Below are 23,919 nucleotides of genomic sequence, written 5' to 3'. Positions count from 1 at the left end.
CTTATTATTCTACTTACACTAAATGCGTGTTGTGTATTTCTATACTGTAGCTAGCTTTAAATGTTTTTCCTGATTCTAAACTTAAAATACCATCTTTGGTTTTAAAGTCCTGATTATGGGATACACTGTCGGCAATGCCTAACCAGGGCTCAATACAAACGTAATCGCCGTTTGGTTTTGCCCAAATGCCTAAATAGGGAAAATCGTGATAGGATACGGTTAGAATATCTCCGGAATGTGCACTATTTAAAGTGATTTTTCTGGATTTTAAATCTTTAAAAATTAGAGCATCTTTATCGAATAAATTGTGCTTAAGTTTTATGGTATCTGAATTATCTAAAAAAGGAATAGATTCGTCAAAAATAAGTCCGTCTGAAAGGCTAACCATATGGGTTTCTGAATTTTCAGTATGCTCAAAAACCAGGTTGTAATTTTCATAGGCTTCGTTATTGTAAACAGGACATTTAAATGCCGGATGCCCGCCTAAGGAAAAATACATGGTTTTATTGTCCAGATTTTTAATAGTATGAATAATATCTAAGGTATTTCCGTTTAGTTTGTAAGTAATCAAAAATTCGAATTTGAACGGGTATGCTATTAAAGATTCCTGATCGTAAGTAAGTTTAAAGGTTATACTATCCTGAGTTTGCTCGGCTAATTCTATTTTATCGTTATCTCTAATAAAACCGTGTTTAGGTAAAGAGTACGGTTTGTCTTCCAGAAAATAGGTGTTGTTTTTTAAGGCTCCGATAATAGGAAACAGGTTAGGAGCGTAGCCCGCCCAGACATCGGGGTTGGCATCCCACATAAACTGGGTTTGGTGTTTTATAGAACTTATTTCGCATAATTCGGCGCCGGTTTTTTTAATGCCAATTTTTAGCAGGTCGTTTTTTAATGTGAACATGAACAGAATATTTAAACTAATATACAAAACTTGTGAATTTTTAAGGATTCTGCCTAAATTTGCGCCATAATTTTTTCACTTGAGAGCAGTACAAAATCGTCATATCGAAGACATTCAGTTGTTTAAGCAAAAATTGTTGTCGTGGAGTCAGCAGTTTGAAGATGTTGTTTGGTTGGATTCCAACAATTACAAACAGCAATATGGACAATATGACGCTGTGTTAGCAGTTGATGCATTTACCAGTATTAAAACTGATTATACGCAGGCATTCGAGCAGTTAAAAGACTATCAAACTCAGGCCAAAGACTGGATTTTTGGGTATTTAACCTATGATTTAAAAAATGCTGTTGAGCCTTTGAAATCTGAAAATTTCGATGGTTTGGAGTTTCCTGATTTATACTTTTTTCAGCCAAAACGTTTATTCTTTTTAAAAGATAATCAGGTTGAAATGCTGTATTTAAATATGGTAGATGATGAAATGGATATTGACATTGAAGATATTATGTCAGTTGATATTTCTGAAAAACAAATACAAAGTGATCCTATAAAAATTCACCTTCGCATTCATAAAGATGCCTATCAGGAAAAGGTGAAAGCCATGTTGAACCATATTCACCGTGGTGATATTTATGAGGCTAATTTTTGTCAGGAATTTTATGCTGAAGACACTCAGATTCAACCGTTGGAAATTTATAATAAGTTAAACAATATTTCGAATCCGCCATTTGCCACATTTTTAAAATGTAACGACAAATATTTATTGTCGGCTTCACCCGAGCGTTACATAAAAAAAGAAGGTAACAAAGTCATTTCTCAGCCCATTAAGGGGACTGCCAAGCGCGCTAAAGATTTAGCTGAAGATGAACAACTGAAAAAGGAGTTGGTTGAAAATGAAAAGGAACGCAGTGAGAATATTATGATTGTAGATTTGGTGCGTAACGATTTATCTAAAACCGCCATTCGAGGTAGTGTTGAGGTCGAAGAGTTGTGTAAGATTTACACCTTCGATCAGGTGCATCAAATGATTTCGACAGTGAAATCGGAAGTAACACCAGAAACGCATCCGGTGGACATTATTGTAACCACATTCCCTATGGGAAGCATGACCGGAGCACCAAAGTTTTCGGCAATGAAAATTATTGAAGCTTTGGAAGAAACCAAACGCGGGCTATATTCCGGAGCTGTGGGGTATTTTTCTCCAACCGGAAATTTCGATTTCAACGTGGTGATTAGAAGTATTCTTTATAACGAAACTAAAAAATACGTTTCCTATTCCGTTGGAGGTGCTATTACAGCAAAAAGCGACCCGATAAAGGAATATGAAGAGTGCCTTGTGAAAGCCAAAGCCATGCGCCAGGTGTTGGAGGACTAATCTAAATTTGTTTCAAAGGTTTTTTTTACCCAGTTAATAATAGTGTCAATGCGTTTTTCTTCAATGTGCTTTATGGAAGCAATATCTTTTATGGTTAGTTTTCCAAAGACATACAAATCAATAATATTCGAGACATTAATAGGTAGTCGACTATAAATATTACCTATAACCTGTTGCGAATTGTTGCGTTTTGATGCTTTTGTATTAAAAGCATTGAGTATAGAGTGGTTATTATCATCATATAAGAACATGTGTTTATCATGACCGTTTTGTTGATAGGAGATATCATTAAGGTCTTCATTCATCACATAATCAAAGCCATCGTCAATGGTATACTCTTCTTCAAGCGCTTTCAATTCATCTTCTAAAAGGTTACGTGTACTAATGGTGTTTTTATGAAAGGCTTCTTTTTCGTAAATGCTGTCCAACTGAGTGTTAACCATTTTAAAAAGCTTCAGTTTTAGGGTATTGTTGTCAATATCTACATCATAGCCTTTTTCGTAAAAAGCCACGAGCGTGTCATCTACCACACCATTTGAAGAATACATTTTTCTGGGAATAATACCGGTCGATTCAGCAATGTAAAGTCGGTGTTTAACATAAGGATGAAGTTGTTGAGACGCTGAAAGAACCTTTTTGTTGAAAGCAATCTGTGTTGCTTTGTCGTTTAATTTATCAATTGTGCTCATAATCCTCACGTATTAAAATTACTCTTAAAAGATACTAAATTTCGAGATTTAAAACTAAAATTTTGTTGCATTTTAAATGCTTGTAGGATATCATTTTCAAAAGGCATTATTGTATATTTGAAACATGCTTAAAGAATTTCAAGACCATATAGAATCTCGTTTATCGTTCTTAAAGGAGAGTAAATTGCTCATTGCCATTTCCGGCGGAATTGATAGCGTGGTGTTAACACAGCTTTGTGTAAAGTCTAACCTGAATATAGCGCTGGCCCATTGTAATTTTAATTTACGAGGAGATGAAAGTGATGCCGATGAAGATTTTGTGTTGCAACTGGCAGAAGATTTAGAATTGGAAGTTTTTGTAGAAAGTTTTGATACCAAGGCTTACGCCGAAGAAAACAAGCGTTCTATACAAATGGCGGCTCGCGAGTTAAGGTATAATTGGTTTACTGAATTGTCAGAGCAGTTAAAATTTGATTATGTGCTAACAGCCCATCATGCCGATGATAACTTAGAAACCTTTTTAATCAATTTTACGCGAGGTACAGGTTTGGAAGGTCTAACTGGAATTCCGGAGGTAAACGACATTTTCGTGCGTCCGTTATTGCCTTTTTCAAACGAACAGATTGCCGGTTATGCAAAAAGCAATAAGATTAAATGGCGGGACGATAGCAGTAATAAATCCACTAAATATTTAAGAAATAAATTGCGTCACGATGTGATTCCAATTCTTAAGGAGATTAACCCAAGTTTATTGCAGAGTTTTCAGAATACACTAAGTAATTTAAATGATACGTCGCGTATTGTTGAAGATGCAATCGAAAAATTTCAGAAGGAGGCTATTGAAGATGTTTCCAATCAGCATATAAAATATAAAGTTGAAGCCTTTAAAAAACTAGCAGAACCCAAAGCGTATTTGTATGAAATTTTTAAAGATTACGGATTCACCCAATGGGATGATATTTTAAATTTACTTTCGGCGCAGCCCGGAAAATATGTCGCTTCGGCAACACATCGATTAATTAAGGATCGCGATGTTTTAATTCTAACCAATAGTTTTTCAGATGAAATTTACGAAGAATATATAGAGGTTTTAGATACGAATACAACTTTGAAAATCCCTAATGGATTTCTGGAGTTTTCTGAAGTCGATACGATAGATACGCAACATCATGAGAACTGCATTTATATAGACAAAGCGTTACTGCATAGTCCGCTTACTATCCGTCAGAAAAAACAAGGTGATGCTTTTTCTCCTTTAGGGATGAAAGGCAAAAAGAAAAAGTTGAGTAAATATTTTAAGGACGAGAAGTTTTCGTTAGTGGATAAAGAAAATACCTGGTTGTTTTGTAGTGATGATAATATTGTCTGGGTAATTGGCAAGCGTGCTGACGACCGATTTAAAGTCACCGATAAGACGAAACATATTTTAAAAATAGAATTAATTCAATAATGACTGTAGTACAAGGACAAATTGTCGATATATTAAATCAGCGAATTTTTAAAGGTGAAGTTACTATTACAGATGGGAAAATTTCATCTATTGAAGCAAAGGACCATGATGTGAATCATTATATTCTTCCGGGATTTGTCGATGCGCATATACATATCGAAAGTTCTATGTTGGTGCCAAGTGAATTTGCCCAATTGGCTGTGACTCATGGTACAGTAGCTACAGTTTCCGATCCGCATGAAATAGCCAATGTTCTTGGTGTTGAAGGTGTAGAGTTTATGATTGAAAACGGAAAACAAGTGCCATTTAAATTCAATTTTGGAGCGCCTTCCTGTGTACCTGCTACTACTTTTGAATCGGCTGGAGCTGTAATTGATTCCGATGATATTAAGGCCTTACTTGAAAACCCGGATATTAAATATCTGGCGGAAATGATGAATTATCCAGGCGTTTTGTTTGATGATGACGAAGTCATGAAAAAATTGTCCTGGGCTAAACATTATAATAAACCTATTGATGGTCATGCACCCGGTTTGCGAGGTGATGCTGTTACAAAATATATTAACGCAGGCATAACTACGGATCATGAGTGTTTTACATATGAAGAGGCTTTAGAGAAGCTGCAAAAAGGGATGAAAATTTTAATTCGGGAGGGTAGTGCAGCGAAAAACTTTGAAGCTTTAATCGGTTTGGCTTCAGAACGTTATCAAAATATGATGTTTTGCAGTGATGATAAACACCCTGATGATTTGTTAATCGACCATATAAATAAGCTTTGTGCACGTGCTGTAGCAAAAGGTGTTGGCGTGTTTAAAGTGTTACAGATGGCTTGTATTAATCCGGTGAAACATTATAATTTAAATGTCGGGTTGTTGAATGTTGGTGATGCTGCCGATTGTATTGTAGTTGAAGATTTAAAAGATTTTAAAACCATTCAAACCTATGTGGATGGCGAGTTGGTTTTCGATAATGGAACATCTTTAATTAAATCGGTAGCCTTCGAAAATCTGAATAATTTCAATTGTGATAAAAAATCAATTGAAGATTTTAAAGTAGAATCTTCTGCGAAGCAAATTCGAGTTATTGAAGCATTGGAAGAGCAGTTGGTTACCAATGAGCTAATTGAAGAAGCCAAGGTTGTTGATGGAAATCTTGTGTCGAACGTTGAAAAGGATATTCTAAAAATGACCGTGGTTAACCGATATAAAAACCAGAGCCCAGCGATGGCGTTTATTAAAAATTTCGGATTGAAAGAAGGAGCAATTGCATCTTCAGTCGGGCACGATTCTCATAATATCATTGCGGTAGGCGTTTCCGATGAAGCGATTTGTAAAGCTGTGAATTTATTAATTGAAAATAAAGGAGGTATATGTGCCGTATCAGATAATGAAGAACAGGTTTTACCTTTACCTGTGGCTGGAATTATAAGTGACGGAGATGGAAAAACTGTTGGAGAAGCTTATGCAAAACTCGATGCTATGGCTAAAGATTTGGGTAGTACGTTGTATGCGCCCTATATGACTTTGTCTTTTATGGCTTTACTTGTTATTCCATCATTGAAATTGAGCGATAAAGGGTTGTTTGATGGAACGAATTTTAAATTTACTACATTAGAAGTTAATTAATTATGCCGGTATTACATAGTACATATAGTCCATCGTTTGTTTTTAGAAACGGATTTGTTTCTACCGTTTATTCTGGGTTAATTCGTTCGGTAAAACTTGAGCAGGAACGCAAGCGTATTGAACTTAGAGATGGAGACTTTTTAGATTTAGACTGGAGTTATGCTTCAGCTAAGTCAGATAAACTTATTTTGTGTTTTCACGGTTTGGAAGGTAATGGGCAACGCCCGTATCTTACCGCAACGGCAAAGCTGTTTAATGAGAATCATGCCGATGCCATTTGTGTGAATTTCAGAGGGTGTAGTGGCGAAGATAATTTAAAATTCAGAAGTTATCATTCAGGTGCTACTGAAGATCTGGAAGATGTGCTTGAGCATGTTTTTAGTCTGAATATATATTCTGAAATTTATTTATACGGTATTAGTCTTGGGGCCAATCTTATTCTAAAATATTTAGGAGAACGCAACGATGTGCCTGAGCAGATAAAAGCTGCAGTGGCCGTGTCGGTTCCGGCAGATTTAAATGGTTCCTGCAAGGAATTGTTAAAACCTAAAAACCGCCCTTATGCGAATCGGTTCTTAAATCATTTAAAGAAAAAGTTGTTGAATAAAGCGATAAAATATCCGAATGATTTATCGTTTGAAGAATTTTGTACCATCAACACGTTACGTGATTTTGATGAGGTATATACCGCAAAAGCTCACGGATTTAGAGATGCTTCTGATTATTACGAGAAAAGTAGTTGCTTACAGTTTCTTCCTAATATAAAAACAAAAACACTTATCATTAATGCACTTAACGATTCTTTTTTGTCGCCTGAATGTTATCCTGTAAAGGAGGCAAAACAAAATCCGAATCTGTTTTTAGAAATGCCAAAAAATGGTGGACATGTTGGTTTTATTGATAAACGCAATGTATATTACAATGAAAAACGGGCTTTAGAGTTTGTTTTTAATTCTTAAAAAAAACTTAAAAGCCGAGAGCAAGTATTCTTTTTTGTATTTTTAAAGGAATTGACTTTGGTCAAACAAACAACCTTTAACTTAATACAAATTACAATGCCTGAGTATAAATTACGCATTAACGGTACTTCCTATAGTGTGGATGTAGATAGCGATACCCCGTTACTTTGGGTATTACGAGATGAGTTGAATCTTCTTGGAACGAAATTCGGATGCGGTATTGGCCAATGTGGCGCGTGTACGGTACATTTTCAAGGTGCTGCCGTGCGAAGTTGCTTGATAGAGGTGTCTACCATTGGTATTTCTGAAATTACAACCATTGAAGGTTTGTCTGAAGATGGTGATCATCCGGTGCAAAAGGCGTGGTTAGAACACGATGTACCGCAGTGTGGCTACTGCCAAAGCGGACAAATAATGAATGCTGCTGCGCTGTTAATCGAAAATCCGAAGCCTACAGATAAAGATATTGATAATGCCATGAGCGGAAATATTTGCCGTTGTGGTACCTACGTAAGAATCAAGCAAGCCATTAAAACGGCATCTAATCAATAAAAGCAGAACTGATGACAAAAATACAAACACAATACAATCGTCGTTCATTTTTGAAAATTTCTGCGGCTGCCGGTGGTGGAATGCTTATTGGTTTTAGTTGGTTAACGGGTTGTATTTCCGAAGGGAAAAAAGATGAAACATTAGCGATTCCAAACGAATGGTTCGATATAAATGGTTACATTAAAATAGGTGACACGGGGTTAGTAACCATCTATTCTCCCAATCCTGAAATTGGTCAGAATGTAAGAACTTCAATGCCTATGATTGTTGCCGAAGAGCTCGACGTCGACTGGCAACATGTTGTTGTGGAGCAGGCACCATTAAACACGGGGTTTTATAATAATCAGATAGCCGGCGGAAGTCAGTCCATTCGCAGAGGTTGGCATCCTTTACGTATGGCGGGAGCCACGGCCAGAAGAATGTTGCTTGAGGCTACAGCTAAAGAATGGGGTGTTGAGGTAACAGTCTTAACGGTTGCGAATGGGATTATCAAGGAAATTAACGGCGACCGCACCATGAGTTACGGCGAGATTGCTTCAAAAGCTGTAGGTTTAGATGTTCCGGAAGAAGTGGAATTAAAAGATATTAAAGATTTTAAGCTTATTTCGACAAGTGTTAAAAATGTTGACGGAAAAAAGATTGTAACAGGAAAACCTTTATTCGGATTGGATTTTCAACGTGAAGGCATGCAATTGGCTATGATTCAGCATCCACCAGCCTTTGGAATGAAAGTGAAAGATTTTAATGAAGCTGACATTAAAACCATGCCGGGTATTAGTGATGCTTTTATTGTTGATATCACAATCCCTGAACCAGGGTATTTTGATGAAAAGGGGTTTTTACAATTAATAGCCATTGTTGGAAAAACGACCTGGCAACTAATGAAAGCTAAAAAAGCATTGCAAGTTAATTGGGAACAAATAAGCGAACCAGAAAGCTCCGAAATGCATTTAAAGCGTATGGAAGAAACCTTAGCTTCAGAAATGGGCGAAAGCCGAAAAGACGGCAATCCTGAGGCAGCCTTTAAGAAAGCAACTAAAGTTATAGAACGTAGCTATAGTGCGCCTTTTTTGCCGCACAATACCATGGAACCAATGAATTTCTTCGCAAACGTCACAGAAACGTCAGCCGAGCTTATTGGGCCAACGCAAACGCCTCAGGCTTTAGAAGGGTCGGTGTCTAAATTATTAGGATTACCCATTGAAGATATTACAGTAAATATGACGCGTATGGGTGGCGGTTTTGGAAGGCGTTTATATGTGAATTTCGGGGTTGAAGCAGCGGCAATTTCAAAGAAAATTGGTGGTCCTGTAAAATTAATTTACACCCGTGAAGACGATATGACTCAGGGAACCTATAAACCGGCATATTTAGCAACCTATAAAGCAGGATTAGATGAAAATAACAACTTAATTGCATTTTCAGTAAAAGGAACCGGTTTACCCGAAAGTCCGGTATTTGAAAATCGTTTTCCGGCCGGAACGGTAGAAAATTATATTGCTGAAAAAGCGAGTACAAAAACCAATATTACCACAGGTGCCTGGCGTGCACCGCGTTCGCATTTTATAGCAGGTGCCGAGCAATCATTTTTAGATGAGGTGGCCGAACTGGCTGGAAAAGATCCTATAGATTTTAGATTGGAATTGTTAGATAAGGCTATTTCCAATCCTATTGGAAAAAGAAACGATTACGATGCCAGTCGTTATGCGGGTGTTTTAAAACTGGTTAAAGAAAAATCGAATTGGGGACAGGAAACACCCGGAATTCATCGTGGTGTGGCCGCTTATTTTTGTCATAATAGTTATGTAGCCGAAGTCATTGATATTGCCATGGAAGACAATAAGCCAAAAATTAAAAAAGTCTGGTGCGCAGTAGATTGCGGTATTGTCATTAATCCTGACGCAGCAGTAAATATGATGCAAGGCGGCGTTATAGATGGCATAGGTCACGCTATGTACAGTCAGTTAACGTTTAAAGATGGTTTGCCTCAGCAATCTAATTTCAATCAATACCGGTTAATACGTCATTCGCAGGCGCCAGAAGCTATCGAGGTGTTTTTTGTAGAAAATAATATCGATCCAACAGGACTTGGAGAACCCGGTTTACCACCGGCTATAGGTGCTTTAGCTAATGCGTTGTATCAGGCGACTGGCGAACGATATTATCATCAGCCTTTTATGTCGTATAAACCTGTTATGGGGTAACATAATTAAGAAAACTATTTATGACACACGAATTTAAAACACTTGTTGAAACCGCTATAGCCTGGAAAAAGGATAATTTTAAAGTGGTATTAGCGACGGTTGTAGCTTTAGATGGCTCGTCTTACAGGCGCCCCGGTGTTCGGATGTTGTTGAATAATAGAGGCTTTTGGAAGGGGGCTGTTAGCGGCGGTTGCGTCGAGAAGGAAGTGTATCGCGAATCGGAACGTGTTTTTGAAACTGGTCAACCAAAAATGATGACTTACGACGGGCGTTATCGTTTAGGTTGCGAGGGTGTTTTGTATATTTTGTTAGAACTTTTTAATCCAGGTGAAGCCTTTATTGAAGCATTTTTCAATGGAATTAAAAATCGAAAACCTTTTAAAATTTCTTCCTATTACAAAAAGGAAGAAGGCGAGTTTCAAGGTATGGGTTCTGTGGTCGATTTAAATGCTGCGTTATTTTCAATGAATGCTGATAATTTTCCGAAAGATGAAAGAAATCAGTTAACAGTATTTAAACAGAATATGCAGCCTTGTTTCAAATTACTTATTATTGGCGCAGAACATGATGCTGTTAAATTATCGCAATACGGGTTGTTAACCGGCTGGGAAGTTACCGTGGTTGCTCGAACAAGCGAATTAAAATCGGCTGAACATTTTTCGGGCACGCGTCTTATACAACTTGTTGTTCCGGAAGATATCACGACATTAAACATCGATAATCAAACCGCAATTGTATTAATGACACACAATTTCGCTATAGATTTACGGTATCTGGTGGCTTTAAAGAATTCAAATCCAAATTATATCGGACTTCTAGGTGCAACACGACGTCGCGATGATTTGTTGTCGCAGTTAATTGATTACTGTCCCGATATTTCAGACGATTTTTTAGATGTTATTTACGGTCCGGCAGGCATAGATATCGGTTCAGAAACGCCTGAGGAAATAGCCTTGTCGATTGTTTCCGAAATATTGGCGGTAACCAGAAATAGGGAAACCTATTCACTTCGAAAAAAATCTGGAAAGATTCATTCAAAATTGAAATAAACTCATGCAAAATGCTCCAGAAATAGCATTGGTAATATTGGCTGCCGGCGCTTCAAAACGTATGGGAAATCCTAAACAATTATTGCCCTGGGGTGATTCCACATTAATAGAACACAGTATAAAAACAGCTTTAAAAGTAAATGGAAGTCCTGTTTTTGTAGTTTTAGGAGCAAATTTTGAAATTCTAAGTGAGCAAATTGAAAGCTATCCGATTGAAGTTATTTATAATTGCGATTGGAAACAAGGTTTAGGCACGTCAATTTCAAAAGCGGTTAAGCATATAACTGATTCTAATTTGAAGTTTGACGGTATTTTATTTCTTCTTGCAGATCAGCCGTTTATTACAACAGATTATTTGAAACAAATGATAGCTCATTTTAAGCCGAATAAAGCTCAGATTATTGCAACATCTTATAATGAAGGAGAAAAAGGCGTTCCTGTGTTGTTTGATGCTATTTATTTTAAAGAATTAGAAGCTTTAAATAAAGATATTGGTGCGAAACAGGTTTTAAGTACTCACGAATCGAAGGTTGAAATTTTATTTAGTGGGACTAAAAACATAGATTTGGATACACAAACCGAATATAAAGCTGCTTATAAAGCGCAATTTTTAAAATAATATGAGTTCTTCAGCAAAGGATAAAGCTAAAACACCCGAAACGTTTTCAGAATTAAAAGTGAAAACACCACCAGATAACAGTGCGGGGATACCTGCTTTAATATCTGTGGCCAGTCAGGTTTCAAAGTATATGAATTTCTCTGATGCTTTAAAGGTTTCTCGTAAACTGAATCAGAAAGGCGGGTTTGATTGTCCGGGTTGTGCCTGGCCAGATCCTGATGACGAGCGTTCTGTTCTTGGAGAGTACTGTGAAAACGGCATGAAAGCTATGGCGGAAGAAGTTCAGAATAAAACTATTGGAACTGAATTCTTCTCGCAGTATTCGGTTGATGAATTAGCGAGTTGGACAGATTTTGAAATTGGTAAGTCCGGACGTCTGGCTGAACCTATGTATCTCCCTGAAGGCGCTACACATTATCAACCAATTAGTTGGGATGAGGCTTTTGCTAAAGTTGCTGAACACTTAAATGGGTTAGAGTTTCCTGATGAAGCTGTGTTTTACACGTCGGGTAGAACTACCAATGAAGCTGCTTTTTTATATCAATTATTTGTTCGGGAGTTTGGTACAGCTAATTTACCCGATTGTTCCAATATGTGTCATGAAGCTAGTGGTAAAGCTTTGTCCGAAACTTTAGGTATCGGCAAAGGTTCAGTAACCTTAGACGATTTATACAAGGCGGAATTGGTTATGGTTGTTGGGCAAAATCCAGGGACGAACCACCCCAGAATGTTGTCTGCTTTAGAGAGGTGTAAAAAGAACGGAGGAAAAATTATTTCTATAAATCCATTAGCTGAAGCTGGTTTGGTACGATTTACTAATCCGCAAAATCCTTTGAAGCTATTAACCGGCGGAACAAAGCTAACAGATATTCATGTACCAGTAACTATAAATGGTGATGTGGCCTTTTTTAAAGCTATTTTATTGAAGTTGCTTGAAGCAGAAGAACAAACAGGGAATGTATTTGATAAAGCATTTATAGATGAATTTACATATGGTTATGATAGTTTTATTGATGATTTAAAACAATATAGTTTCGAAAATTGTTTGGAGAAATCAGGTGTTTCAAAAGAGGTTTTTGATGCTGTTTTAGATTTAATCATAAATAGAAATAAGATTATTGTGTGTTGGGCCATGGGGCTAACGCAGCATGAAAATGCGGTTGATAATATTCGGGAACTGGTTAATTTATTACTTCTAAAAGGAAGTATTGGTAAAGAAGGCGCGGGAACTTGTCCGGTTCGTGGTCACTCTAATGTGCAAGGCGATAGAACTGTAGGGATTTGGGAAGCAGCACCCCAAAAATTTTTAGATAAAATTGAAGCAAAATACGGTTTTAAGCCAACTACAAAGCATGGGTATTCGGTTATTGATGCCATTAAAGCCATGTATGAGAAAAAAGCTAAATTATTTTTTGGGCTGGGTGGTAATTTTATTTCGGCTGTACCAGATACCTTATATTCTGCAGAGGCATTGGCTAATTGTAATTTAACAGTTCATGTGAGCACTAAGTTAAACCGTTCACATCTGGTAACCGGAAGAGAGGCGTTAATCTTTCCTTGTTTAGGGCGCGCCGAAAAAGATTATCAAAAATCAGGGCTTCAAGTGCAAAGTGTCGAAAATTCCATGGGTATTGTGTCTTCTACAAAAGGCATTTTAGAACCTTGTTCTAATGCATTACTTAGTGAAGTTGCTGTGGTTTGTGGTGTTGCTCATGCCACTTTAAAAGAGAAATCTAAAATTAATTGGTTAAAGTATCAGGACGATTACAATTTAGTGCGCCAGGATATTGAAGAAGTCGTTGACGGTTTTAATGATTATAATAACAGATTAAAACAACCGTCCGGATTTTATTTGCCTAATGGGGCTCGAATCAGGCAATTTCATACTAAAACCGGAAAAGCAAATTTCTCTATTAATAAATTACCGTCCTGGAAATTAAAGGAGGAGGAGTTGGTTATGATGACGATACGTAGTCATGACCAGTTCAATACGACTATTTATGGTTTAAATGACAGATATCGTGGAGTCTTCAATGAGCGACGTATTATATTTATGAATCGGGAAGATATGAATGCTAGAAGTCTGCAAGAAAAGCAGGTTGTTAATATTCAATCCAACTTTAATGGTGTTTTGCGCGAAGCTTCTAACTTTAAGGTGATTGGATATGATATTCCTAAAGGTTGTTGTGCTACGTATTTTCCTGAAGCTAATATCTTGGTCCCTTTAGATAGTTTTGCGCATACTGCCAAAACGCCGGCATCAAAGAGTATAGTGGTTTCAGTTACGGCTATTTAGAAAACTTTATTCTTTCATTGTTGAATCCTTATTATTTTAATTAATACGTATAAAAATGTGTTTCAATTTGTGAATTTGTCAATAATTGACTGATTTTGAAATTTTCACACATTTAATTAAGTATAATTACGTAGTTTTTACTTATGTTTGTAGTGTAAAATACGTAGTTATGAAAAAAATAATTGTTGTAGGTAACGGAATGGTAGGTTATAAGTTTTGTGAAAAATTTGTAGCTGAAGTTAAAAGTCAGACTTATAAAATTACTGTTTTTGGAGAAGAGCCAAGACCAGCGTACGATAGGGTGCATTTAAGTGAGTATTTTGAAAATCAAGATGCTGAAGCTTTAGAGATGGCGCCAAGATCATGGTATGAAGAGCACGGTATAGAATTGATAACTGGTGAGCGGGTTGCAGATATCCATCGAAGCAAGAAAACCATAACTACGGCTAAGGATCGGGAGTTTGAATACGATTACTTAGTACTTGCAACGGGATCTTCTCCTTTTGTGCCACCTATTAAGGGGGTAGAAAAGAAAGGGGTTTTTGTGTATAGAACCATTGAGGATTTAGAAGGCATGTTGGCTTATGCAGCGGAGTTGAAAGCTAAAAATCCGGATGCTAAAGCTGCTGTTCTAGGTGGTGGTTTATTAGGGTTGGAAGCTGGTAAAGCGGTTTTAGATATGGGTTTAGAACCACATATTGTTGAGTTTGCTCCTAAATTAATGCCGAGACAATTAGATACTAGAAGTAGTCAGGTTTTAAAACTAAAATTAGAATCTATTGGTTTAAATATTCATTTAAGTAAAGCGACCAATCAGATTTTGGGAGGTGAGGCTATCACCGGGATGGAGTTTGGTGAAGATGACGTTTTAGATGTCGATATGTTAATCATTTCTGCTGGTATTCGTCCAAGAGACGAATTAGCAAAAACTTGTGATTTGCAAATGGGCGTTCGTGGAGGTATTGTAGTCGATAATAAAATGCAAACTTCCGATTCTAACATTTACGCTATTGGAGAAGTAGCGCTTTACAACCAGATGATTTACGGTTTAGTGGCGCCAGGATATGATATGGCTGGGGTTGCTGTGAAACAGATTTTAGGAGAATCTGATTTTGTAATGCCTGCAGATATCGATATGTCTACCAAATTGAAATTAATAGGTGTTGATGTGGCGAGTTTTGGCGAACCATTTATGCCGGCAAGTCAGGGACATTCTGTAATTTTTGAAAATAAAACTCAACATTTATATAAGCGTATTAACGTTAGCTTGGATGGGAAATCACTTCTTGGAGGGATTCTTGTAGGCGATGCTTCCGATTACAATATGTTGCATCAGATTTATCTAAACGGCATGAAAATTCCTGAAGATCCTTCGCAATTAATTTTACCTGCAAGTGAAGGCGGATCGGCTTTTGGCAGCGTTCTGGATTTACCAGATACAGCGCAAGTATGTTCATGTGAAAGCGTAAGCAAAGGAGCTATTTGTTGTTCTATTACCGAAAATGGAAGTAATAATTTAGGTGATGTGATAGCTGAAACCAAAGCGACAACAGGTTGTGGCGGTTGCAAACCTATGGTGGTCGATTTGGTAAACGAAACGCTTAAATCTTTAGGTAAAGAGGTTAAAGAGGTTATCTGTGAACACTTTAGTTTTAACCGTCAGGAGTTATACGATTTGGTGAAAGTAAATCAGGTTAAAGATTACGATGAAGCGTTGAATTTATTTGGTGACGGTGATGGTTGTGAGGTTTGCAAACCTGCATTAGCTTCTATTTTCGCTACGATTACCATGGAAACCCCAAATAAGCAATTTGCTATTCAGGATACTAATGACAGATTCCTGGCTAACATTCAACGTAATGGAACATATTCGGTGGTGCCGAGGATTGCTGGAGGAGAAATTACACCTGATAAATTGATTGTTTTAGGTGAAGTTGCTAAGAAATATGATTTATATACTAAAATTACCGGAGGTCAACGTATCGATTTATTTGGAGCGCAAATTCATGAGTTACCATTAATCTGGAAAGAATTAATTGCAGCCGGATTTGAAAGTGGTCATGCTTATGGTAAATCGTTGAGAACGGTTAAGAGTTGTGTGGGGTCTACGTGGTGTCGTTATGGTATGCACGAGAGTGTCACTTTTGCTATTGAGATAGAAAATAGATACAAAGGATTACGTAGTCCGCATAAGTTAAAAGGAGGTGTTTCCGGTTGTATTCGCGAATGTGCCGAAGCCAGAGGTAAAGATTTCGGATTGATAGCTGTAGATGGTGGTTGGAATCTTTATGTGTGCGGAAATGGAGGTGCAACACCTAAGCATGCTATTTTATTCGCCGAACAATTAGATGATGAAACAGCTATTAAATACTTAGATCGTTTCCTGATGTTTTATATTAAAACGGCTGGTCCGTTAGTAAGAACGGCCCCATGGTTAGAAAAATTAGATGGCGGTATTGAATACTTGAAAAAGGTGGTGATTGAAGATTCGTTAGGTATTGCAGACGATTTAGAACAAGAAATGAAAGGTTTGATCAATAAATATGAATGCGAATGGAAACAGGCCATCGAAGATCCGAATATTGCTAAACGTTTTAAACATTTTGTGAATTCTGATGATACCGACGATAACTTGGTTTTCGTACCAATGCGTGAACAAAAAATGCCACAAGCCTGGTAATTATTCAATCTAAAAATATTAAAAATGCAAGATATACTTAGTCAATACAATACAGTAACCGAAGCCGATGTTACAACGTGGTTTGAAGTGGGAACCGTTGCCGATTTTCCCGAGAATAGCGGAGCCTGTATAAAGTACAAAACCAAGCAGATAGCGGTTTATAATTTTGTTAGAAAAAATAAGTGGTATGCCGCACAAAATCTTTGTCCGCATAAAATGGAAATGGTGTTGTCTCTAGGAATGGTGGGAGATAAGGATGGAATCGCAAAAGTAGCCTGCCCGATGCATAAAAAGAATTTTTCGTTGGAAGACGGTTCTAATTTAAACGGTGATGATTTAAAAATTGCGACTTATCCTGTTAAAATTAAAGATGGAAATGTGTATATTGGCTTTTCAGACTAATATATACCAAACCAAATGGAACCAACAAGATTTGAAACGGCAATAGCCTTAATAGATAAAAAGAATTCAGAAGATCCTAATGTGTATCACAGTCATGGTTTAGATTTTCCAAAAGAATTGTTATACTCGCAACGCATGTCTCAAAAACTGTTACAGTTTAAGCCGAATGCATCAAGAGCCTTGCAATTGGCAGCCAGAGCGCAACATATATGCCGATGGAAAATTGCAAGAGACGAGTATCCTATGGATCGCGTAGGGTATTTAAAATGGCGAGAAACTCTAAAAAAAATGCATGCCGAATTAACTGCGGAAATTTTAAAGGAAGTAGGGTATGAAGATGAATTTATTGATCGCGTTTCGTTTTTAATTAATAAAAAATTAATCAAGAAAAATGAAGAAAGTCAGACTATTGAAGATGTCATTTGTCTGGTGTTCTTAGATTATTATTTTGAAGAATTTGCTGCTAAGCATGAAGATGAAAAGGTTATTGATATTCTTCAAAAAACATGGGTTAAAATGTCTGATGAAGGACATGAAGAAGCCTTGAAAATTAAGTTTTCAGATAAAAGTTTAGCCTTGGTAAAACAAGCGATTTCTTAAACAGTATTTAAAAATGACAAATAACGGTAATTCATTAGATCAGCGTACGTTTGATAAGTTAAGCCGTTTGTATATTATTGCCTTAAGCACCATTGCGCTTTCGGTAATTGTTAGCCAGATTCTTATTCGCAAGCATTTAAATGCCCAACAAAGTGACTCGACTGTTATTAATATTGCGGGAAGACAGCGTATGCTTAGTCAGAAGCTTACAAAGGACATTGTTGCACTTTCAGTCGAGCAGGAATTAAATGGGCGTATTCTACTTAAAGATAAAATAAAGGCGACCCTAAAACTTTGGGAAACGTCGCATTATTCACTTCAGGAAGGAAGCGAAAGTTTAGGGCTTCCAGGGAATAATAGTACTGTTATTTCAGATAAGTTTCAAAAGTTAAATCCAATATTCAATACGATAAGTCGTTCGGCTCAAACAATCATAGAAGATATTGAGAATGTCCCGCCGTTACCGAATTCGGCTTTTTCTGAAGATATTAAAAAGGTTAGACAGAATGAAGGTGAGTTTTTGTCTGTTATGGATGAAATTGTAAACCAATACGATTTAGAAGCTAATGAAAAAGTGAGCTGGTTACGTCGTTTAGAGATGTTGCTTACTATTTTAACGCTTATCATTTTACTGGCTGAATTTTTATTCATTTTCTGGCCAACAGCAAAGTCGGTTAGAGCGACTTTGGCAGAATTATTGTCGGCAGAACAACGTGCCAAGCAAATGGCTATTGATGCAGACGAACTGAGTGTAGCCAAAGAGAAATCGATGCGTGAATTACGTGCTTTAAATCACGCCATGGATGAAACTTTATTGTTTGCTCGTATTACTCAAAGTGGAAATGTGGTTCATATAGGTAAACGATTTTCACGATTGTTTAAGTTTTCAGGATTTAATGTGACTACAAGTTTTTCAGAAGTGATTTCTGTACACGAAAAAGAGCAGTTGGTTTTAGAAAGTATCATTTCAAAAAGTAAGAAAACCGGTTGGCAAGGCGAGGTTAAAGCAACTACAAAAGATCATGAAGATATCTGGTTAGAGATGGCTATCATTCCATTTAGTCCAAGCGATGATCGCCCAGAACTTTTAATTATTGCTTCCGATATTACTACCAGAAAAGCAGCACAGTTAGAAATAGAACGCCTAACTAAAGCGAGTTTTGAGGAGAAGATGGATCAGCAGAAAATCATCTCCAGTAAGATTATTGAAAATCAGGAAAAGGAACAAAATCGCATAGCAAAGGATGTTCACGATGGTATTGGACAAATGCTTACCGGATTAAAGTATAATTTGGAAAGTATTGATATTTCAGATATTGATAAGACAGCTAAAAAAATTGAGCATTTAAAGGAGTTAACCACTAATATTATTAAGGGAGTAAGAACGGCAACCTTTAATTTAACGCCACCAGAATTAACCGATCATGGTATTGTTCCAGCAATAAATAAGTTAACGCACGAGTTGGCAAAATTAACAGGGAAAAATATTGTGCTATTTAACAAAACCGACTTTAATAAGCGTCTGGATTCTCTGGTTGAAATTAATATTTACCGAATTGTTCAGGAGGCTATTAATAATGCGATTAAGTATGCCAATTCAACGCATATTTTAGTGTCGTTATCACATAGTGAAAATATACTTAGTATTGTTATAGATGACAACGGAAAGGGGTTTGATCCTTCGAAGGTTAAGAAAGTAAAAGAAGGTGATGGAGGTATGGGGATGACCTTTATGAAAGAACGTATAAAGTACATAGAAGGGCGCTTTTTTATTCATTCTGAAATAGATAAAGGCACGCGGGTAACTTTAAATATTCCTATTAAAGAGTAAGTATTTTCACTTAAATTTTATATTTTTGCTACGTAGGTTCTTTCTGTGTCATTTAGATATTGAGTAGCTTAGCTGAAATAATATTAATAAAGAACTTTCTAAATTTTAAATGTCACTTTAGTGATTAAATTGATAGTATTATGAGTGTTATAAATGTAGTTTTAGCCGATGACCATGTTTTAGTAAGAGATGGAATTAAGGCGCTTTTAGAAGATCAGGATGGTATTAAGGTCATTGATGAAGCTTCAAATGGGCTTGAGGCTCTTGAAGTAATTAAAAAGCAAAATCCACATTTGTTAATTGTCGATATCCGCATGCCAGAAATGAATGGTATTGAGGTTGTTCAAAAAATAAAAGAGCAGCAAATCGATGTTAAAACACTGGTGTTATCAATGCACGATTCTGAAGAATATGTGGTAAAAGCTATTCAGGCAGGTGCCGATGGCTATCTGTTAAAAGGAGCCAGTAAGGAAGAGTTTTTAAAAGCTTTAAATAGTATTGCTGGTGGTGGTAAGTATTTTACCGGAGATGTTTCAGCTATTATCATGAATAATTTTGTAAGCGGTAATGCGGTTAAGGAAACTCCAAAAATTAAGAAAAAAATTAACGATCCATTTAATTTAACGAAACGCGAACGTCAGATTCTTGAACTTGTTTTACAGTTGAAAAACAATAAGGATATTGCTGAAGAACTTGAAATTAGTAAGCGTACTGCAGAAGTTCATCGTTTTAACTTAATGAAAAAATTAGAGGTTAAAAATCTAATGGAGTTAAGTAATAAAGCTAAAGAGTACGATTTAGTTTAACTGTTATTCATCTTAAATTTGTTAATTGTTTCGTATTGGTATTTAATTCTATTCAATTTTTAACATATTCCTAAAAAGTTATTTTATTCTTTAACGAAACTGTATTTATTGTTTTATACGTATTTTTAATTTTTAAAATTAAGTATTTATACTTAATTTTGTAAGTATAAGGATGTTGTTTTCTCTTTTCAATTTTGAAAATTCAATAAAGCATCATCTTTTAGAAATGCAAGTTAGAGTTGCTTGAATTAGTAAATTGAAAAAAGAAAAGGGTTCTTTTTATCGTATTACTAATAATGATTGTATCCTGACTTTGTGTTACTAAAATGTTTTAAATTAGTGTAAAACGCAGTGGTTTATGTTAAAAAATGAAGTAAAAACAACGTGCTCGTATTGCGGCGTAGGATGTGGTATTATCGTTAAAAAGGACAGTAATAATAAAGTCATTGTAGAAGGCGATAAAGACCATCCGGTAAATAAAGGTATGCTGTGTTCAAAAGGAATGAACCTGCATTATGTTGCAAACGACACTTCAGACCGAATTTTATATCCAGAAATGCGTTGGAGCCGTTCACATCCTCGTGAGCGTGTAAGCTGGGATGATGCCTTAGATCGCGCTGCGAGTGTTTTTAAATCTATAATAAAGAAACACGGTCCGGATAGTGTTGGTTTTTATGTTTCAGGACAAAGCTTAACCGAAGAATATTATATTGCCAATAAATTAACCAAAGGATTTTTAGGAACCAATAATATCGATACCAACTCCAGACTTTGTATGAGTTCAGCGGTGGTAGGCTATAAGAAAACTTTTGGAGAGGATAGTGTTCCAATTTCGTATGCAGATATTGAATTGGCTGATTGCTTTTTAATTACAGGAGCTAACCCAGCATGGTGTCATCCTATATTATTCCGCCGCCTGGAAAAACATAAAGAGGAAAATCCGGATGTGAAAATTATTGTGGTAGATCCGCGTAAAACCGATACGGCTAATTTTGCCGATATTCATCTGCAATTGATTCCTGGAACCGATATCATTTTATATAATGCCATTGCAAGAAGCATTTTCGAACGTGGATTAATAAATGAAGAATTCATAAATAATTATACCGAAGGTTTCGATAAATATAAAGAACAGCTTGGTGAAACTACGGTTAAAGAAGCTTCAAGATTATGTGGTGTTCCCGAAAAGGATATTAGAAAAGCGGCCGACGTTATTGGTTTGTCTAAAGGCTTTATTAGCATGTGGGCCATGGGGTTAAACCAAAGTGTTGTGGGGACCGATAAAAATCTCGCTTTATTAAATCTGTCTTTGATTACTGGGCAGGTTGGGAAACCTGGCTCCGGACCATTTTCACTTACAGGTCAGCCCAATGCTATGGGTGGTCGTGAGGTTGGTGGTATGGCTAACTTATTGGCGGTTCATAAAGATTTAATGAACGAAGAACATCGCCGGGAAGTGGCGCAATTCTGGGGAGTTGAAAAGATTTCACCAAACCCGGGATTAACCGCTACACAGATGTTTGATGCTTTAGAATCTGGAAAATTAAAAGCCATTTGGATTGCCTGTACCAACCCGTTAGTGAGTTTACCCAATACACATCGTATTGAAAAGGCCATGAAGAACGCCAAATTCGTTGTTGTTCAGGATATTTCTCATAAATCGGATACTGTAGCTTACGCCGATTTGGTATTGCCGGCTGCTGCATGGTTAGAAAAAGAAGGAACGATGACCAATTCAGAGCGTCGAATTTCGTATTTACCAAAGGAAATTAATGCGCCTGGTGAAGCCAGACCCGATGTTGAAATCTTTTGTGATTTTGCACAGCGCATGGGTTTCAGAGGGTTTAACTATAATAGTGCCGAGGAGATTTACGATGAGTACGCTGCAATGACAAAAGGTACTAATATAGATGTATCCTTTTTAAATTACGACCGATTAAAAAATGAAGGAACCTTTCAATGGCCTGTTTCAGAATACAGACATCCAGGAACGCCAAGGTTATTTCAGGATAAAAAATTCTATACACCATCGCAAAAAGCAATATTTAATGTGCCGGCAGGTATTATAAATACATCGCTTCAACCCAATGATGAGTATCCGTTAATTTTAACAACAGGGCGTGTGCGAGATCAATGGCATACCATGACCAAAACGGGTAAGGTGGCGCGTTTAAAAACGCATTATCCAACACCTGTATTAGAAATTAATCCGGTAGATGCTTATTTATCTAAAATTAAAGATGGCGATATTACCGAAATAAAAAGTGAAAACGGAACCGTACGTGTTAGAGCTAAGGTTACTGAAAATATAGGAAAGGGAGTGGTGTTTTTACCAATGCACTGGGGAAAACAATTGCAGAGTGACCTGAATAGGGCTAATAATTTAACCAACACCCATATCGATCCGCAATCGAAGGAGCCTGATTTTAAATTTACACGTGTATCAGTTTCAAAATATAAAAAACCGGTAGAGAAAATAATTATCGTAGGCGCAGGAGCAGCGGCATTCAGATTTGTTCAAAATTATAGAGAAAATAACCAAGAAGATGAAATTCATGTGTTTTCAAAAGAACCGAATTTGTTTTATAATCGCGTACTTCTTCCTGAGTATATCACTGAAGAGTTGACCTGGGAACAACTTTTGAAAATAAAAAAAACCGAATTAAACAAACTGGAAATTAAAATCCACCCAGAAACTTTAATTGATAAAATAGATTCCGAAAATAAAATTGTGACCGATAGTCACGGTGTACAACACACGTTTGATAAATTGATATTAGCCACAGGAAGTCGGGCATTTATTCCAAAGGATGTTCAAATTAATCTTCCCGGCCGATTTACCATGCGAAATAAAAGTGATGCCGATAGTTTTAAAGCTTATTTAGACGCCACTGGATTGCCACCTGAGGAACAGCATATTGTGATTGTTGGGGGTGGATTGTTAGGGTTGGAGCTGGCAGCTGCCATGAAGCATAAAAAAGTGAAAGTCACTATTATTCAACGTGCTTCAAGGTTAATGGAACGTCAGTTAGATGCGATTTCCAGTAAGTTACTATCGTTAGATGTTCAGGAACGAGGTATTCAGATTTATTTTGATAATGAGGTGAGCACGGTGTTTGATGATGAGGATACCGGCGAATTAAATATCACTTTAAAAAGTGGTAAGTTTATTACTGCTAATGCCATTGTTTATGCTATTGGAACGATTCCAAATGTTGAAATTGCTCGCGAAAATGGCATTGTTTGTGGACGAGGTGTTAAGGTGAATCAGCATTTACAATCGTCGCATCCAGATATTTTTGCTATTGGGGAAATTGCAGAATATAACAATCAGTTATTCGGAATTACATCGGCGGCAGAAGAACAAGCCAATATTCTTTCAAACTACATAGCAGGAGATATTAGTTGTGCCTACAATGGTTCGGTTTTAATGAATATTTTAAAATTCAACGATTTGAATTTATGTAGTATTGGTGAGATTAAAGTTCCTGAGAATGATGATTCTTATGAGGAAGTCATATTTACAGATATTTCGAAGCGGTACTATAAAAAATGCATTGTTAAAGACGATTTATTAATTGGCGCGGTTTTAATGGGCGATAAAAATGAGTTTGCTGAGTTTAAAACCATGATAGAGAGTAAAATTGAAATGGCCGATAAACGGGATACTTTGCTTCGAGGTGCTTCAAACGATGTGCCTGTTCTAGGTAAACTGGTGTGTTCATGCAGTCAGGTAGGCGCCGGAAATATTGAAGAAGCTATTAGTAAAGGGTGTACAGACTTTACCGAACTTTGTAATAAAACGGGAGCTGGTTTAGGTTGCGGAAGTTGTAAAACTGAGGTTAGAGAACTATTAAATGGAACGAAGGTTTTAGCATAAG

Annotated in this window: 17 protein-coding genes; 15 read left to right on the top strand and 2 right to left on the bottom strand. The window is 36.6% G+C overall.

Annotation, left to right across the window (positions count from 1 at the left end; genetic code table 11):
- Positions 1–13: 13 nt before the first annotated feature.
- Positions 14–904, bottom strand: a complete 891-nt coding sequence (locus R1X58_RS15470; protein WP_240573272.1) for an aldose 1-epimerase family protein — start codon at positions 902–904, stop codon at positions 14–16.
- Between the two features lie 79 nt (positions 905–983).
- On the opposite strand from R1X58_RS15470, the gene pabB reads away from it, so the two are divergent.
- Complete coding sequence (gene pabB, locus R1X58_RS15465; protein ID WP_240573271.1) at positions 984–2,276, top strand: aminodeoxychorismate synthase component I; 1,293 nt, start codon at positions 984–986, stop codon at positions 2,274–2,276.
- Here the strand turns inward: pabB and R1X58_RS15460 are convergent.
- Positions 2,273–2,965 (bottom strand): hypothetical protein, encoded by a 693-nt coding sequence (locus R1X58_RS15460; protein WP_240573270.1) that lies wholly within the window; start codon positions 2,963–2,965, stop codon positions 2,273–2,275. The genes pabB and R1X58_RS15460 overlap by 4 nt on opposite strands.
- Before the next feature lie 124 nt (positions 2,966–3,089).
- On the opposite strand from R1X58_RS15460, the gene tilS reads away from it, so the two are divergent.
- From tilS to R1X58_RS15390, 14 genes are all read left to right on the top strand, one after another.
- Positions 3,090–4,415, top strand: a complete 1,326-nt coding sequence (gene tilS, locus R1X58_RS15455; RefSeq protein ID WP_240573269.1) for a tRNA lysidine(34) synthetase TilS — start codon at positions 3,090–3,092, stop codon at positions 4,413–4,415.
- Positions 4,415–6,040 (top strand): adenine deaminase, encoded by a 1,626-nt coding sequence (gene ade, locus R1X58_RS15450; protein ID WP_240573268.1) that lies wholly within the window; start codon positions 4,415–4,417, stop codon positions 6,038–6,040. The genes tilS and ade overlap by 1 nt, the downstream gene beginning before the upstream one ends.
- 2 nt (positions 6,041–6,042) lie before the next feature.
- On the top strand, positions 6,043–6,999 hold the full coding sequence (locus tag R1X58_RS15445; RefSeq protein WP_240573267.1) for a YheT family hydrolase: 957 nt from the start codon (positions 6,043–6,045) through the stop codon (positions 6,997–6,999).
- Positions 7,000–7,095: 96 nt separating this feature from the next.
- Entirely contained in the window at positions 7,096–7,551 is a 456-nt protein-coding gene (locus R1X58_RS15440; RefSeq protein ID WP_240573266.1) for a (2Fe-2S)-binding protein, read from the top strand.
- A gap of 11 nt (positions 7,552–7,562) precedes the next feature.
- Positions 7,563–9,755, top strand: coding sequence for a molybdopterin cofactor-binding domain-containing protein (locus tag R1X58_RS15435; protein ID WP_240573265.1), 2,193 nt, complete (start codon positions 7,563–7,565; stop codon positions 9,753–9,755).
- Between the two features lie 20 nt (positions 9,756–9,775).
- On the top strand, positions 9,776–10,804 hold the full coding sequence (locus tag R1X58_RS15430) for an XdhC family protein (protein ID WP_240573264.1): 1,029 nt from the start codon (positions 9,776–9,778) through the stop codon (positions 10,802–10,804).
- 4 nt (positions 10,805–10,808) lie between these two features.
- Positions 10,809–11,423 carry a nucleotidyltransferase family protein gene (locus R1X58_RS15425; protein ID WP_240573263.1) on the top strand — a complete coding sequence of 205 codons (615 nt, stop codon included), beginning with the start codon at positions 10,809–10,811 and terminating at the stop codon, positions 11,421–11,423.
- A 1-nt stretch (position 11,424) separates the two neighbouring features.
- Positions 11,425–13,719, top strand: a complete 2,295-nt coding sequence (locus tag R1X58_RS15420) for an FdhF/YdeP family oxidoreductase (protein WP_240573262.1) — start codon at positions 11,425–11,427, stop codon at positions 13,717–13,719.
- Between the two features lie 169 nt (positions 13,720–13,888).
- Positions 13,889–16,399, top strand: coding sequence for a nitrite reductase large subunit NirB (nirB, locus tag R1X58_RS15415; RefSeq protein ID WP_240573261.1), 2,511 nt, complete (start codon positions 13,889–13,891; stop codon positions 16,397–16,399).
- Positions 16,400–16,423: 24 nt separating this feature from the next.
- Positions 16,424–16,801, top strand: coding sequence for a nitrite reductase small subunit NirD (gene nirD, locus R1X58_RS15410; protein ID WP_240573260.1), 378 nt, complete (start codon positions 16,424–16,426; stop codon positions 16,799–16,801).
- Between the two features lie 15 nt (positions 16,802–16,816).
- Positions 16,817–17,401 (top strand): DUF4202 domain-containing protein, encoded by a 585-nt coding sequence (locus tag R1X58_RS15405; protein ID WP_240573259.1) that lies wholly within the window; start codon positions 16,817–16,819, stop codon positions 17,399–17,401.
- A 13-nt stretch (positions 17,402–17,414) separates the two neighbouring features.
- Positions 17,415–19,232, top strand: coding sequence for a sensor histidine kinase (locus tag R1X58_RS15400; protein WP_240573258.1), 1,818 nt, complete (start codon positions 17,415–17,417; stop codon positions 19,230–19,232).
- A 140-nt stretch (positions 19,233–19,372) separates the two neighbouring features.
- Positions 19,373–20,038, top strand: a complete 666-nt coding sequence (locus R1X58_RS15395) for a response regulator transcription factor (RefSeq protein WP_240573257.1) — start codon at positions 19,373–19,375, stop codon at positions 20,036–20,038.
- A 358-nt stretch (positions 20,039–20,396) separates the two neighbouring features.
- A complete protein-coding gene (locus R1X58_RS15390) occupies positions 20,397–23,918 on the top strand; it encodes a nitrate reductase (protein ID WP_240573256.1) in 3,522 nt (1,173 codons plus the stop codon).
- Position 23,919: the final 1 nt, after the last annotated feature.

This window comes from Aestuariibaculum lutulentum (assembly GCF_032926325.1).
In the GTDB taxonomy this organism is placed as follows: Bacteria; Bacteroidota; Bacteroidia; order Flavobacteriales; family Flavobacteriaceae; genus Aestuariibaculum; species Aestuariibaculum lutulentum.
This window is presented reverse-complemented; position numbering and strand designations above follow the sequence as displayed.